Annotated in this window: 12 protein-coding genes; 1 reads left to right on the top strand and 11 read right to left on the bottom strand. The window is 40.4% G+C overall.

What is annotated here, in order from left to right:
* Positions 1-85: 85 nt before the first annotated feature.
* The 6 genes from GT508_RS05250 to GT508_RS05225 form a co-directional block, all read right to left on the bottom strand.
* Positions 86-832, bottom strand: a complete 747-nt coding sequence (locus GT508_RS05250) for an amino acid ABC transporter ATP-binding protein (protein WP_055283748.1) — start codon at positions 830-832, stop codon at positions 86-88.
* A complete protein-coding gene (locus GT508_RS05245; protein WP_028088436.1) occupies positions 822-1,511 on the bottom strand; it encodes an amino acid ABC transporter permease in 690 nt (229 codons plus the stop codon). Before GT508_RS05245 ends, GT508_RS05250 begins: the two co-directional genes overlap by 11 nt.
* A gap of 23 nt (positions 1,512-1,534) precedes the next feature.
* A complete protein-coding gene (locus GT508_RS05240) occupies positions 1,535-2,323 on the bottom strand; it encodes a transporter substrate-binding domain-containing protein (protein ID WP_161143710.1) in 789 nt (262 codons plus the stop codon).
* A gap of 134 nt (positions 2,324-2,457) precedes the next feature.
* Positions 2,458-3,285 carry an undecaprenyl-diphosphate phosphatase gene (locus GT508_RS05235; RefSeq protein WP_055283744.1) on the bottom strand — a complete coding sequence of 276 codons (828 nt, stop codon included), beginning with the start codon at positions 3,283-3,285 and terminating at the stop codon, positions 2,458-2,460.
* Between the two features lie 15 nt (positions 3,286-3,300).
* The gene (locus GT508_RS05230; protein WP_161143709.1) at positions 3,301-4,131 is read right to left on the bottom strand and encodes a Cof-type HAD-IIB family hydrolase; all 831 of its coding nucleotides are present in this window, start codon (positions 4,129-4,131) and stop codon (positions 3,301-3,303) included.
* Positions 4,121-4,702 carry a hypothetical protein gene (locus GT508_RS05225; protein ID WP_161143708.1) on the bottom strand — a complete coding sequence of 194 codons (582 nt, stop codon included), beginning with the start codon at positions 4,700-4,702 and terminating at the stop codon, positions 4,121-4,123. Before GT508_RS05225 ends, GT508_RS05230 begins: the two co-directional genes overlap by 11 nt.
* 228 nt (positions 4,703-4,930) lie before the next feature.
* On the opposite strand from GT508_RS05225, the gene GT508_RS05220 reads away from it, so the two are divergent.
* A complete protein-coding gene (locus tag GT508_RS05220) occupies positions 4,931-6,103 on the top strand; it encodes a cell wall hydrolase (protein WP_161143707.1) in 1,173 nt (390 codons plus the stop codon).
* 81 nt (positions 6,104-6,184) lie between these two features.
* Here GT508_RS05220 and GT508_RS05215 read toward each other — a convergent pair whose 3' ends face one another.
* From GT508_RS05215 to GT508_RS05195, 5 genes are all read right to left on the bottom strand, one after another.
* Positions 6,185-6,940, bottom strand: a complete 756-nt coding sequence (locus GT508_RS05215) for an aminoglycoside phosphotransferase family protein (RefSeq protein WP_028088442.1) — start codon at positions 6,938-6,940, stop codon at positions 6,185-6,187.
* Positions 6,941-7,192: 252 nt separating this feature from the next.
* Positions 7,193-9,820, bottom strand: a complete 2,628-nt coding sequence (gene adhE / locus GT508_RS05210) for a bifunctional acetaldehyde-CoA/alcohol dehydrogenase (RefSeq protein ID WP_319017367.1) — start codon at positions 9,818-9,820, stop codon at positions 7,193-7,195.
* Between the two features lie 183 nt (positions 9,821-10,003).
* The gene (locus tag GT508_RS05205) at positions 10,004-11,740 is read right to left on the bottom strand and encodes a [FeFe] hydrogenase, group A (protein ID WP_161143705.1); all 1,737 of its coding nucleotides are present in this window, start codon (positions 11,738-11,740) and stop codon (positions 10,004-10,006) included.
* Positions 11,734-13,566: an NAD(P)-binding protein gene (locus GT508_RS05200; RefSeq protein ID WP_118224676.1), complete on the bottom strand. Its 1,833-nt coding sequence runs from the start codon at positions 13,564-13,566 to the stop codon at positions 11,734-11,736. Before GT508_RS05200 ends, GT508_RS05205 begins: the two co-directional genes overlap by 7 nt.
* Positions 13,567-13,860: 294 nt before the next feature.
* Entirely contained in the window at positions 13,861-14,397 is a 537-nt protein-coding gene (locus tag GT508_RS05195) for a bL17 family ribosomal protein (protein ID WP_006427410.1), read from the bottom strand.
* Positions 14,398-14,419: the final 22 nt, after the last annotated feature.

Here is a 14,419-nt window from a genome sequence, read left to right as displayed (position 1 = left end):
AAAAGGAAACATATCATGTAATATCTTTCTTACCGCACAGCGGGAGAAAACATTTACATGATATATTTCCTTTTTCCATTCTGTATTATAAAATCTTTGATAAAAATTCCTGCAACCGCGGATCCTTCGGATGATCGAAGAATTCATCTGGTTTTGCCTGTTCTTTGATCTCTCCGGAATCTATAAAGATAACCCTGGAACCAACCTCCTTGGCAAATCCCATCTCGTGTGTTACCACAACCATCGTCATACCTTCTCTTGCGAGCTGTTTCATCAACTCCAGAACTTCTCCTACCATCTCCGGGTCAAGAGCCGATGTCGGTTCATCGAACAGGATCACATCCGGATCCATTGCCAGGGAACGCACGATCGCGATTCTCTGCTTCTGACCGCCGGATAACTGGGATGGATAAGAATCCGCCTTCTCGGCAAGTCCTACTCTTTCCAGAAGTTCCATTGCTCTTTTATCTGCCTCTTCCTTGCTCTTTCCAAGAAGCTTGATCGGAGCAAGCGTGATATTTTCCTTGATTGTCTTGTGCGGGAATAAATTAAAATGCTGGAACACCATTCCCATCTTCTGACGGTGCTTGTTGATATCCACATGCTTATCTGTAATATCCACACCTTCAAAATAGATATGACCCTGATCCGGAACCTCAAGAAGATTCAGAGAACGCAGGAACGTTGACTTACCGGAACCGGATGGTCCTACGACAACGACCACTTCTCCCTTGTGAATCTCTTCATTGATTCCATTCAGTGCATGAAAATCTCCGTATATCTTGTGCAGACCTTCTACTTTGATCAGCACATCATCATTCTTAGTGGTCACTGTTTCTCAACCTCCTCTCCAGTAAGCTGACAAGCTTGGTAAAGATCATTACCATTGCCAGATAGATCAGCGCAACGGCGATCAGCGGCATGAATGCATCATATGTACGGCTTCGGATAATGTCCCCGCCCTTCGTCAGATCCTGTAACGCAATATAACCGGATACAGAAGTCTCTTTCAATAAAGAAATGAATTCATTACAAAGTGTCGGAAGTACATTCTTGAATGCCTGCGGCATAATGATGTACATCATTGTCTGAGCATAATTGAATCCCAGACTTCGTCCTGCTTCAAACTGTCCGTTATCGATTGACATGATACCGGAACGGAAAATCTCTGCAACATATGCACCTGAGTTAATACCAAATGCAATGATCGCAACCAGTACCTTACTGATATCCACACTTCCGAATATGATAAAGTAAATGATCATCAGCTGTACAACAACCGGAGTCCCACGGATCACAGTCAGATATACCTTACAGATTGCATTCAATATCTTTAATTTGCCGGTCTTATCATGTGTCGTACGGACAATCGCAATTAAAAATCCCAAAAGGACACCAATCAATACCGCAAATATCGTAACGATCAGCGTAATTTTCAAACCGTCCACAATATATTTCCAACGATTGTCCTCTATAAAATTCAGAATAAATTCTTTTTTTAATTCCTGCATGTTCTCATCCTATTCTTTTCTGATTATTTTTTTACAATAATCATCTGTTTTCCTGTGTAATATGAATCTGAGAAATCTACCTGCTGTTTTCTTTCATCTGTAACTGTCATACCTGCTGCACCAAAATCAGCTTTTCCACTGTCTACTGCTGCGATGATAGAATCAAATTCCATATCATTGATTGTCAGTTCCATGCCAAGCTTGTCAGCAATTGCCTTCGCGAAATCAGCATCAACACCAACGATCTTGTCATTCTCATAATATTCATATGGCTCAAATGCAGCATTTGTTGCCATTACAAGTTTGCCATTGGAACGGTCAGCATCTGCCGGAGACTCATATCCTTTATCTTCTGTTCCATCGATATAATATCCGATGATCTTGTCAAATGTTCCGTCTTCTTTCAGTTCTTTGATCGCTACGTTGAATTTATCTTCCAGCTCTGTGTTGCCTTTTTTGAAGCACATTGCATAATCTTCTTCTACATAAGGTGTCTCGAGGATCTTCAGTCCGTCATTTGCATCTACAAATGCTTTTGCAGGCTCGTTATCAATAACAACTGCATCAATCTTACCTTTTACAAGTGCCTGAACTGCATCTGCACCTTTATTAAAACGTTCTACATGATCATCACCGAAATCATCAGAGCAGTAGATATCACCTGTTGTACCTGTCTGTACACCGATCTTTGCATCTTTCAGATCATCTGCGCTTTCGATTTTTTTTGCTTCTTCTTTTTTAGAACCACATGCTGCCATAGAAAATACGCATGCACCAACCAGCATTACACTGATAACTTTTTTTAACTTCATAATCTTTTTCCTCCATTCTTTTCAATATGTGTATAAAAATACATATATATTTAATATATTATCATGTTTTAATCAAAAAACAAGTGGATAATTCCACATAATCATGAAACATTCACTTGTTTTCTTATACATTTCTATGCAATTACAGTCTGAACGATCGTCCAGAGAATGATCAGTGCCCCCAATACGATACGGTAATATCCGAACACTTTGAAATCATGCTGCTTGATATACCCCATCAGGAACTTGATCGCAATGACCGACAGACCAAACGATACGATACATCCCAGCATCAAAAGAGCAAACTCCGCACCTGTAAAATGGAAACCAAACTTGATCAGTTTCAGAAGACTGGCACCAAACATTGCGGGAATCGCCAGGAAGAATGTAAATTCTGCTGCCACTTCCCTTGATACACCGATCAGCAGTGCTCCGACAATCGTAGCTCCTGATCTGGATGTTCCCGGGATCAGTGCAAGCATCTGGAAAAATCCAATCCACAGCAGCATCTGGACACTGAGCTGTGAAATCTTTGTAACAGAAGGTTTCTTCCCTGCATTATGCTTCTCAACGATGATGAATAACACACCATAAACGATCAGCATGATCGCTACCGGTAATGGTTTGTAAAAGATCTCATCGAGAATATCGTTAAAAAGTATTCCAACTATTCCTGCAGGTACTGAGCCGATCAGTACTTTGATCCACATCTGCCATGTCAGCATCTTCTGCTTATGGCTTTTTCTCGGTGAAAATGGATTCAATTTGTGGAAGTACAATACTACAACCGCCATGATCGCACCCAGCTGGATCACTACATCGAACATTTCCATAAATGCATCACTCATACTCGGCTTTAATACATTTCCCACCAGAATAAGATGTCCCGTACTGCTGACCGGAAGCCATTCCGTGATTCCCTCCACAATTCCCAAAATAATTACCTTAATAACATCTAACATGTTGCGCTCCTTTCCTTAATCCAGCACATATTTTTCTATAAATTTCGCAACGCCTTCTTCGTCATTGGACAGTGTCACATAATCTGCTGCTTCTTTCAGCGATGGAATGGCATTCTCCATTGCCACACCTGTTCCGACTTCTTTTAACATCTTCAGATCATTGTTTCCATCTCCGAATGCCATGATCTCTTCTCTTGGAATGCCAAGAACCTTCCCAAGTTCGATCATTGCCTTCCCTTTATTGACACCTGCAGCATTAATCTCCAGATTCATCGGAAGCGCACCGGTAATCTCGATTCCAGATACCTCTTCAATCTCTTTTCTGGCTGCATCACGGTCTTCTACCGATGTAAATAATGCCTGAATCTTATCTACCGGCTGATTCATCTCTTCAAACTTTGCCCTCACATCATCCACGGGTACACGCGTAGACGTAATATAATCCGCCATCGCCGGTATATTCAGATACTTGTCAATTCTGGTCAGTGCCTCTTTGGATGCATATCCAATGCCATGATAGTAAATCTCTCTGAACGTATCATAACGTTCAAATATAGTCAAAATTACTTCTGCAATATCATACGCAAGAAGTTCTTCCACGATCACCTCGTTCTTCTCCATATCTATGACTCTTGCTCCATTTGCGGTAACTGCATAACGGATTTCCTGCAGTCCGGTCAGCTCTTTCGGAATACCGGAAAAAGGTCTTCCTGTCGCCGGCATGACAATGATTCCCTGTTCTGACGCTCTTTTCAGTACATCTTTCGTGTATGCGGTCAGTTCTTTATTCGTCTTCAGTAAAGTTCCATCTAAATCCATGCCGATCATTCTGATCTTATTCTTCATATGTAACTAATTCCTTTCTTTCTCTTGAGAACCGGTACAGATTTTTACTGATCTTATTCTCGCCCTGTTCATAAGCCTGTTCCCCGTGATCGATCATCTTCTGAACAGTCTCTTTATTTCCTGCAGGTGCAAAAAGAACCGCATCCTTTCTCGGAATCATAATGATCAGATCATCCTCTAATTTGTCTGCGCACACCTGCCAGATATGTTTGAAACATACGGAACTTGCTTCATGATGTCCGTCTGCCACAATTCCAAATCCTCCGTACCAGGTATTCGCAACTACAAATTCTACATCTCTGTTCAGATTTTCACAAGACTTATGATACAATTCTATGATATCACATTCCGGTGGAAGCATATTGTCTTTTAATATCTCATATGCATCTTCGGCCCTTTTGATTGCAAATATAACATTCAAATCCCCAAGAAAACTAATTACCGGAGCATCTTTTTTGGAAAAATGTTTTCCGTTCAATGCATGTGAATCTGTAAGTTCTGTTTTTACCCACGGATAGATCTTATCGCAGATATTTTCATATTTATAATTTTCTTCTTCATATTTTTTCATATTAAATATTCCTCTCTCACTTAGACATTCTCATTATTTATTTTATACACAAATCTCCTCTGTGTAAACCTTTTCCGGATTTGTTTATATAAAGTTTTAAATACCTTTAATCTGTCGAAAGAAACAAAAAACTTCTGTCTCTTCTTATGTTTCCGGTCAAAAATTTGCTTTATCTTATGTTTTGTAGTATAATAGATACGCATTCGCGAAAAGGGAAAGGATATGTTTATGATAAGTATGAAAAAGAAACGAGCATTACGATCGGCTTTGGCAATTACCATCTGTACCGTAACAATTGCTTCTGTTAATACTCCAGTATATTCGGCACCTTCCACAGATGAATTGGAAAGTACCACCTCTGGTTTAAAAGGTGAGTTAAATGATTTGAACAGCCAGTTATCTTCCTTAAGTAAGGAACTGGACAATACTTCAAGCCAGATTGAGGATTTATCTGCTAAGGTTGAAAAATCCAAGCTGGATCTCGCTTCTGCGCAGCTTGATGAAGAAGCGCAGTATGATTCGATGAAAGACCGAATCAAATTCATGTATGAAGGCGGCGGCGCATCTCTGGTTCAGATTCTTCTTACTTCAGAAAGTATGGGAGATTTCCTGAACAAGGCTGAATATGTTGCCACTATTAGTCAGTATGATCGAAAGATGCTGGAAGAATTACAGCAGGTTCGCAGTAATGTAGAACAGAAACAGAATGACCTGGAACAGCAGCAAAGCAAGCTTTCCGGCCTTCAGGAGACATTAACCAGCAAGCGTAATGAATTAAATTCAAAAATTTCATCTACTTCCGGGGAACTGGCAGATTATCAGGCACAATTAGACCGTGCCAAAGCTGCTGAGGAAGCATTAAAGCTTGCACAGAACGATGAAGTCTCAGGATCTGTAAAGACAGATGACGCAAAAAATACTGAGACAAGCAACACTAATACCAATACGAATAACGCGAATAAAAATAATCAGACAGCATCAACAAATACAAATAACGCAAATAAGAACAACACTACCAACACTAATTCTCCAACTGTTAATAATGGTAATTCAACTCCGGCTTCAACCACAGATGTTGCCCTGTTAGCGGCAATTCTCCAGTGTGAAGCAGGCGGTTATGACGGAATGTTAGCCGTTGCAACTGTTATAATGAACCGTGTGGCAAGTCCGGCATATCCGAACAATTTGCGCGCAGTCATTTACCAGTCCGGTCAGTTTGCCCCAACCTGGAACGGTTCATTGAACCGTGTTCTCAGCAAAGGTGCTTCCTCAACTGCTTATTCTGTTGCCCAGGCAGCACTTGGCGGCGCAAGACATTCTGCAGTTATAAACTGTTTACAGTTCCGCTCAGCATCTACCGGCGTATCTGGTATAAATGTTGGTGGAAATGTATTTTTCTGATTTTTATCAGTTGATTTTGTCTCTTATGTATATTATGAAATAAAAAACAAGCCTCGTTCGGAGGCTTATTTTTTGTACGATTTATTCATACTCCATAACATCGATCCATTTCATCAGAAAATCTTTTTCCAGCCGGATATCTTTCTCAAGTTCTGCGGCAGCAACAATTGGAAGCCATTGTTCTACATACTGTCTTGCGGTATCGCTTTTCTTACAGAATAACTTAAGATAAAGATCTGCACTCTCCTGATCGTGTAATGCAAACAGCAAATATGTCATTGCCGCATCTGCGCTTGCATTTCCCTGTGAAGCATGTGCCCAGTCAATCACAGTCATCTTTCCGTTCTTTTCAACAATTACGTTACTTGGATTAAAATCACCATGACACAATTTTGTATGTCTCGGCATAGATTCCAATCTAGTCAAAAGTTCATAACGCTCTGTTGCATCCAAAACTTTCAGATTTCTTATCTTATTTGCGAGTTTATCTTTTAATTTCGGTAATGTTTCTGCCGTTTTACTCTGTACTTTCAGCTGAAGATCTACAAAATCTGACATATATTTTTCAAGATTGGCACGGTCAATTTTCATCATTTCTTCCAAAGTTTTTCCTTCCCGGTTCTCAATGACCAGCGCCCATTCCCCATTAATCTGAGTTACCTCTTTTAGTTTCGGAATATCCAATCCTGTTTCTTCAACTTTCACAGTATTCAATGCTTCATTAAATACTGCTGACTTTGGATGATCTGTTACAAATATTTTAACAACACCCTCCTCGGTCTTATAAACTGATTTGTAAGGTCTCTCTACGATCAAATTCTTCTTTTCGAGCTTCATACAGATTCCTCCTTTTTATTGAATCTTTTGCCCTTTTCCTTCTTGTTATCTGTATTATATACCTTATTGTCAGATTTTTAAATAGTTTTTGATATTTTTTTCACCATTTTTCATCCTGCATATTTATTGTTATTTTTTTATCAATATTTTGACATAAGAAAAAGTGCAACGTCACACGCTGCACTTTTCCTATGCTCAATACATTATCCAATCTACAAACAAAAACTCATGGATATTATATTTACGCCTTTTTTATTTTCCATAATAGCATTTCAGGTAGATTTCTTTCATCTCACTCATAAGAGGATATCTTGGGTTAGCTCCTGTACACTGGTCGTTGAATGCCTGCTCTGTCATATCATCCAATGTATCCAGGAAGTATTTCTCATCTACACCGTAATCTTTGATTGTCTTCTTAATGCCAATCTTCTCTTTGAGTTCTTCCAGTTTAGCGATGAAGTTCTCAAATACTTCTTCATCTGTCTTACCTTTGCATCCTGCAAAACGTCCTAATTCTGCGTATCTTGCAAGTGCATGTGGATACTGATACTGAGAGAATGTTCCCATTCTTGTAGGTACTTCTGCAGCATTGTAACGCATTACATCTGTCAGGATTACAGCGTTAGCAATACCGTGTGGCAGGTGATGGAATGCACCAAGTTTGTGAGCCATAGAGTGGTTCAGTCCAAGGAATGCATTTGCGAATGCCATACCAGCCATGCATGAAGCGTTAGCCATCTTCTCTCTTGCGATTGGATCATTAGCACCATTCTCATATGCAGATGGTAAGTAATCAAATACTGCTTTTACTGCCTTCATAGCAAGACCATCTGTAAAGTCTGTAGCCATGATAGATACATATGCTTCGATTGCATGTGTCATTACGTCGATACCAGATGCACTTGTCAGTCCCTTAGGTGCTGTCATTGCATTGTCAACATCTACGATAGCCATGTTTGGCATTAATTCGTAGTCTGTGATAGGCCATTTTACTCCTGTATCAGCATCTGTGATGATTGCGAATGGAGTTACTTCTGAACCTGTTCCTGAAGATGTTGGAATAGCTATAAAGTAAGCTTTCTCTCCCATCTTAGGGAATGTGTATACTCTCTTACGGATATCCATGAAGTCCATAGCCATATCTTCGAATTTTGCTTCCGGATGCTCATACATTAACCACATAATCTTTCCGGCATCCATTGCGGATCCACCACCAAGAGCGATGATCGTATCTGGCTCAAATGCTCTGATCTGTTCTACACCTCTTCTAGCGCACTGCAGAGTTGGGTCTGGAGCAACTTCAAAGAAGCATGTATGCTGGATTCCCATCTGATCTAATTTATCTTCGATCGGTTTTACATAACCATTCTTGTACAGGAAACTGTCTGTTACGATGAACGCTTTCTTCTTATGCATTACAGTTCCGAGTTCATCTAATGCTACAGGCATGCAGCCTTTCTTAAAGTATACTTTCTCAGGTGTTCTAAACCACAGCATGTTTTCTCTCCTCTCTGCAACTGTCTTGATATTGATCAGGTGTTTCACACCTACGTTCTCAGATACAGAGTTTCCTCCCCAAGAACCACATCCAAGTGTAAGAGATGGAGCAAGTCCGAAGTTGTAAAGGTCTCCGATACCACCCTGTGATGAAGGTGTATTGATCAGGATACGGCAAGTCTTCATAGCCTGCTGATGTTTCTCAATCTTTTCTGTCTGTGATGGGTGGATGTAAAGTGATGATGTATGTCCGTATCCACCATCTGCAACAAGCTGCTCAGCTTTTGCAAGAGCCTCATCAAATGTCTTAGCTCTGTACATAGCCAGTACAGGAGATAATTTCTCATGTGCAAATTCTTCTGAAATATCAACAGATTCTACTTCTCCGATCAGGATCTTTGTAGCTTTCGGTACATCTACACCGGCTAATTTTGCAATCTCATATGCTGATTTTCCAGGAATCTTATTATTTAACGCACCGTTAATGATAATTGTCTTGCGGACTTTATCAAGTTCTTCTCCCTTCTTAAGGAAGTAGCATCCACGGTATGCAAATTCTTTCTTAACTTCATCATAGATGCTGTCCAGTACAGTTACTGACTGTTCAGAAGCACAGATCATACCATTGTCAAATGTCTTAGAATGGATGATGGAGTTAACTGCCATCTTGATATCTGCGGAATCATCAATGATAACAGGTGTGTTACCAGGTCCAACACCAAGTGCCGGTTTTCCTGAAGAATATGCAGATTTAACCATTCCAGGACCACCTGTTGCAAGGATCTCATCAGCATCTTTCATAACTGTTGTTGTCAGCTCTAATGACGGAACATCGATCCATCCGATGATTCCTTCCGGTGCTCCGGCTTTTACTGCTGCATCAAGAACAACTTTCGCTGCCGCAATTGTACATGCCTTTGCTGCCGGATGTGGACTGATGATGATTGCATTTCTTGTTTTCAAACAGATCAGTGTCTTAAAGATTGCTGTTGATGTAGGGTTTGTAGTTGGGATAACCGCTGCTACCAGACCAACTGGTTCTGCAATCTTTTTAATTCCGTATGCTTTGTCTTCTTCAATCACACCACATGTCTTGTCATTTTTATACTTATTATAAATATACTCTGCTGCGTAATGATTTTTGATGATCTTGTCTTCTACAAGACCACGTCCTGTCTCTTCTACTGCCATCTTAGCAAGCGGGATACGCATCTTATTTGCTGCCATCGCTGCTTCGAAAAAGATTTTGTCTACCTGTTCCTGTGTGTAAGTAGCAAATTTTTTCTGAGCTTCTCTCATTGCTTTCATCTTAGCTTCGAGAGCTTCTACATTATCAATAATCTCTGGTACTGCGTTTTCTTTTTTCTTTGTCGCCATGTTGATTATCCTCCTGTGAGTTTTTGTTTGTTTCGATGGTCTTAGTATAACCGTTTGTTAATTCTTTGTCAATATGTTTTTGATATTTTTTTCACATATTTGATAATTCTTTAACAGATTGCTTTTACCACCTCTTTCACTCTACACAAAGAAGCTGCCACAGGCAGCTTCTTCTGTACACATTGATATTTAAAAACGTTCCAAATTGTGCTCAGTATGTAACAGCATGTGTGATTTCGGCGAATTTGGTTTTACAAAATATTCTTCATACATTTTTTGTACATCATGATTTTCATGCGAAAATCTGCGTTTTGCATTCTCATCCAGATGATAGAGTTTACGTCCTCTTTCGTATGCCATCTCCCTTCCATCATGAATCGGCTGTCCACCGCCGCCTACACATCCTCCGGGACAAGCCATGACTTCTACGAAGTCGTAATGTACTTCCCCTTTGTTAATACGGTCCAGAAGTGCCCGTGCATTGCCCAGACCACTAACTGCAGCCGTTCTGACAGTTACATTGTCAATCTGGAAATCCGCCTCCTGGATTCCCTCATTCTCATTGAATCCTGTACTTCTTACCGCTTTAAATGCATCTTCCGGCGGATTCTCACTCTTAAGCAGATAGTATGCCGTACGAAGAGCTGCCTCCATGACACCTCCTGTTGCACCAAAAATTACACCTGCTCCTGTTCCATCCTGCATCGGCCGGTCACTTTCTATATCTGACAGTGTATCCGGACTGATATGCGCTGATTTGATCATCTTTGTCAGTTCTCTCGTCGTAATAACCGTATCAACATCATGTCCTGCGTACTCCTGATAGAACAGTTCCATCTCCTTTTCTTCTTTTTTTGCCACACATGGCATTACTGATACTGTGTAAATCCTCTGCGGTGATACTCCGAGCTTCTCTGCAAAGTAAGTCTTCATCACAGCTCCGAACATCTGCTGCGGTGATTTTGCCGTTGAAAGCTGTCTCACCAGATGTGGATACTGTGATTTGATAAATCTAAGCCATCCCGGGCAACAGGAAGTAAACATCGGACGCTCTTTCAATTCCCCTGCAGTAAATCTGTGCAAAAATTCCGTCCCTTCTTCCATAATTGTCAAGTCAGCCGAAAATGTGGTGTCAAAAGCATAGTCGACTCCCATTCTCTTCAAAGCGTCAAGGATCTTTCCAACTGTTGCTTCATCATCAGAAAGTCCAAATTCCTCACCCCATGCTGTTCTGACAGCCGGAGCTACCTGTGCAACTACAATCTTATCCGGATCTGCAATTGCATCCCATATATCTTCTGTATCATCTCTTACTCTTAACGCACCAACCGGACAATGTGTAATACACTGTCCGCATAATGCGCAGTCAGCTTCTTCTATTGTCCTGTGACCAGCCACATTGATCGTAGTTCTTGATCCTGTTCCTTCCACATCCCATACACCAAGTCCCTGTACTTTTTCACAAACCTGTACACAGCGCATGCATTTTATACACTTGGAAGAATCCCTGATCAATGGGAATTCTTTATTCCATGGCTGTCTTTCAATCTCCATTTTAAACGGAATATCTATAATATTCAGGTCATTTGCAACCGTCTGAAGACTACAGTTTCCACTTCTGGAACAGGTAACACATTCACAGTCATGCTGCGAAAGGATCAGCTCTACCGTTGTTCTTCTGTGTCTTCTGACTTTCGGACTGTTCGTATGAATGACCATACCTTCTTTTGCAACATTATTGCATGAGGTGATAAGTTTCTCTTTTCCTTCTAATTCCACTACACAGACACGACAGGCCGCAATTTCATTGATTCCTTTTAAATAACAAAGTTTCGGAATTGGAATTCCATTCTGGGATGCAGCTTCCATGATCGTGGTATTCTCTTTTACCGTTATCTCTCTTCCATCTATTGTAAGATTTACCATAATGTCTCTCTGCCTCCCTTAAATATACCGTATCCGAAGTGATCACAGCGAAGACATCTTCCTGCTTCCTGTTTCGCTTCTTTTTCTGTCATACAATTTTCCACTGCCTCAAAATCGCAGACTCTTTCACACGCTTCTCTTTCTGTAAGATTTACTCTTCCGCAAGGTGTACGATCATCCAGATGCGCTTCTGGAATATCAACGTCGCAGGAAATCTCATGATGATATCCAAGATACTCATCAATATTAGCTGCTACGACTTTTGCAGCTGCAATTGCCTTAATAACTGAAGCCGGTCCGCTTGCACAGTCTCCTCCGGCAAATACACCTGGAAGGTTCTCGAATGCTCCTGTGCTTTTGGTAACAATTTTCCCACGTTCAACCGGAATACCAGCCTGTTCAAAGTGATGTGTTTCGATATTCTGTCCGATTGCTACGATTAATACATCGCATGGTATGTAAATATCTTCTTCACCTGTAGGTTTGATGCTTGCTCTTCCGTCTCTGATTGAGCTCACCATCTGAGGGGTCACATAGATTCCTTTTACATGATGATTCTCATCTACATCAATGGATGACGGTGCTTTCAATGTCTGTAATTCAATACCTTCTGCAACTGCTCCGTCTATTTCTCCCGGAAGTGCAGTCATATCCGCAACTCTTCGTCTGTAAACGATACTTACTTTCTTGGCACCCAGACGTTTTGCTGTACGGACCGCATCCATGGATACGTTACCTCCACCGATAACAGCAACCTCTTTTCCTGTCAAATCCATAATCTGATTCTTCCCTACGTTACGCAGGAACTGTACAGCTGATAGGATTCCGTCTGCATCTTCATTTTCCAATCCTAATTTTTTATCTGTACTTGCCCCGATTGTAATCAGAACAACATCATATTCCTGTCTCAATTGCTGGATTGTAATATCCTGACCGATCTTCAGACCATTTTTCACCTGCACACCTGTCTTCAGTATCGCACGGATATCATCGTCAAGTCTGTCTTTCGGAAGTCTGTAGTTCGGAATACCATAACGAAGCATTCCTCCTAATTTCGGAAGCATCTCATATACAGTTGTCTGATGTCCCATTAACTGCAGATAATAAGCTGCACTCAAACCACCAGGTCCTCCACCAAGGATTGCAATCTTTTTTCCTGTATCCGGTGCACACTGCGGAGGATCAACTTCTCCCGCAAAATCTGCTGCTACACGTTTTAATCCACGAATATTAATAGAATCATCCACCATATTTCTTCTACATCTTGCTTCACATGGATGTTCACAGATAAATCCACATGTGGTCGGGAACGGATTATCTTTTCTCAGCAGACGGATCGCATCTGCATATCTGCCTTCACCTACCAGTGCAACATATCCCGGAATATCTACATGTGCAGGACATAAAGATACACATGGTACCGGCTGATTATAGGTACAGGTACATCTTCCGTTCTGGATATGTTCAACGTAATCATCACGATAACCGATCAATCCTTTGTATACCATATTAGCAGCCTCATATCCGATTGCACAGTCTGCTGATTCCATGATTGAAAGTGCAGTCTGCTCCATAATATCCAGCGTCTTCATAGTTGCTTTTCCATCCAGTACTTCACGGATGAAATTGTTCAATTGACCTAATCCGATACGGCAAGGTACACATTTTCCACAGGTCTGTGCATGACATAACTCAAGAAATGCTCTTGCCATATCTACAGGACATAATCCCGGAGGACTTGATTCGATTCTTCTTTCCAGATCTTTATAAAGGCCTTCCATTACGATCTTTGCTTTTTTGGGAGAGGCAATTTCCAGTCTGCTCATTCTTTATTCCTACCTTCCATCTGTTTGTTTTCAATTTACAGTACATATGAATTGCAATTATCAGTTTTTTGCACAATTCATTTCAAATGTGATATCGGTATTATATCATTTATTTGATAATTTGTAATCATATTTGTTAATAGTAGTAAATTTAACGCTATAGTCAGATTTTTAACAAATCTTTGATTATCTGTTTTACGAAATTTCCTGTCTGTCTTTTTTCTGTGTCATTTATGCAGAAAAAAACCTCACACATGATTGTGTGAGGTTTTCAATATTTTTATTGACTTCTAACTATACAAGTTCAATCAGAACTTCCATAGCTGCATCACCTTTACGCTGACCAATCTTAACGATTCTTGTGTATCCACCGTTACGATCTGCATACTTAGGAGCGATCTCATCGAATAATTTTGCTACAAGATCAACTTCTTTTGTATTTTTCTTCTTTCCAGCCTGTGCAGTTGGAACTTCCTTTACAGGATAAAGAACCTTCAGCATCTGACGACGAGCATGCAGTCTGCTTGGCATATCCTTTTTGATTGTTTTATCAACTTCGTCATATACAGTAACTTTCTTACCATCTACAACTTCTTTTACTCTCTTGCCATCTTTATCTTTGCGGGCAACTTTAGCTTTTACAGTAACTTCTTCGAAGTTATCTTTTTCTTTAACAGCTAATGCGATAAGTCCTTCAGCGATCTTGCGGATCTCTTTAGCCTTAGCTTCTGTTGTAACGATCTTACCGTTGTTCAGAAGTGCTGTTACCTGGTTTCTTAATAATGCTTTTCTCTGGCTTGATGTTCTGCCAAGTTTTCTATATTTTGCCATTTTAAATATCCTCCATTATAAC

Origin of the sequence: Dorea sp. BIOML-A1, from assembly GCF_009875615.1 — a bacterium.
In the GTDB taxonomy this organism is placed as follows: Bacteria; Bacillota; Clostridia; order Lachnospirales; family Lachnospiraceae; genus Dorea_A; species Dorea_A amylophila.
The sequence above is the reverse complement of the archived record's forward strand: the minus strand, read 5'-3'. Positions and strand labels throughout refer to the sequence as shown.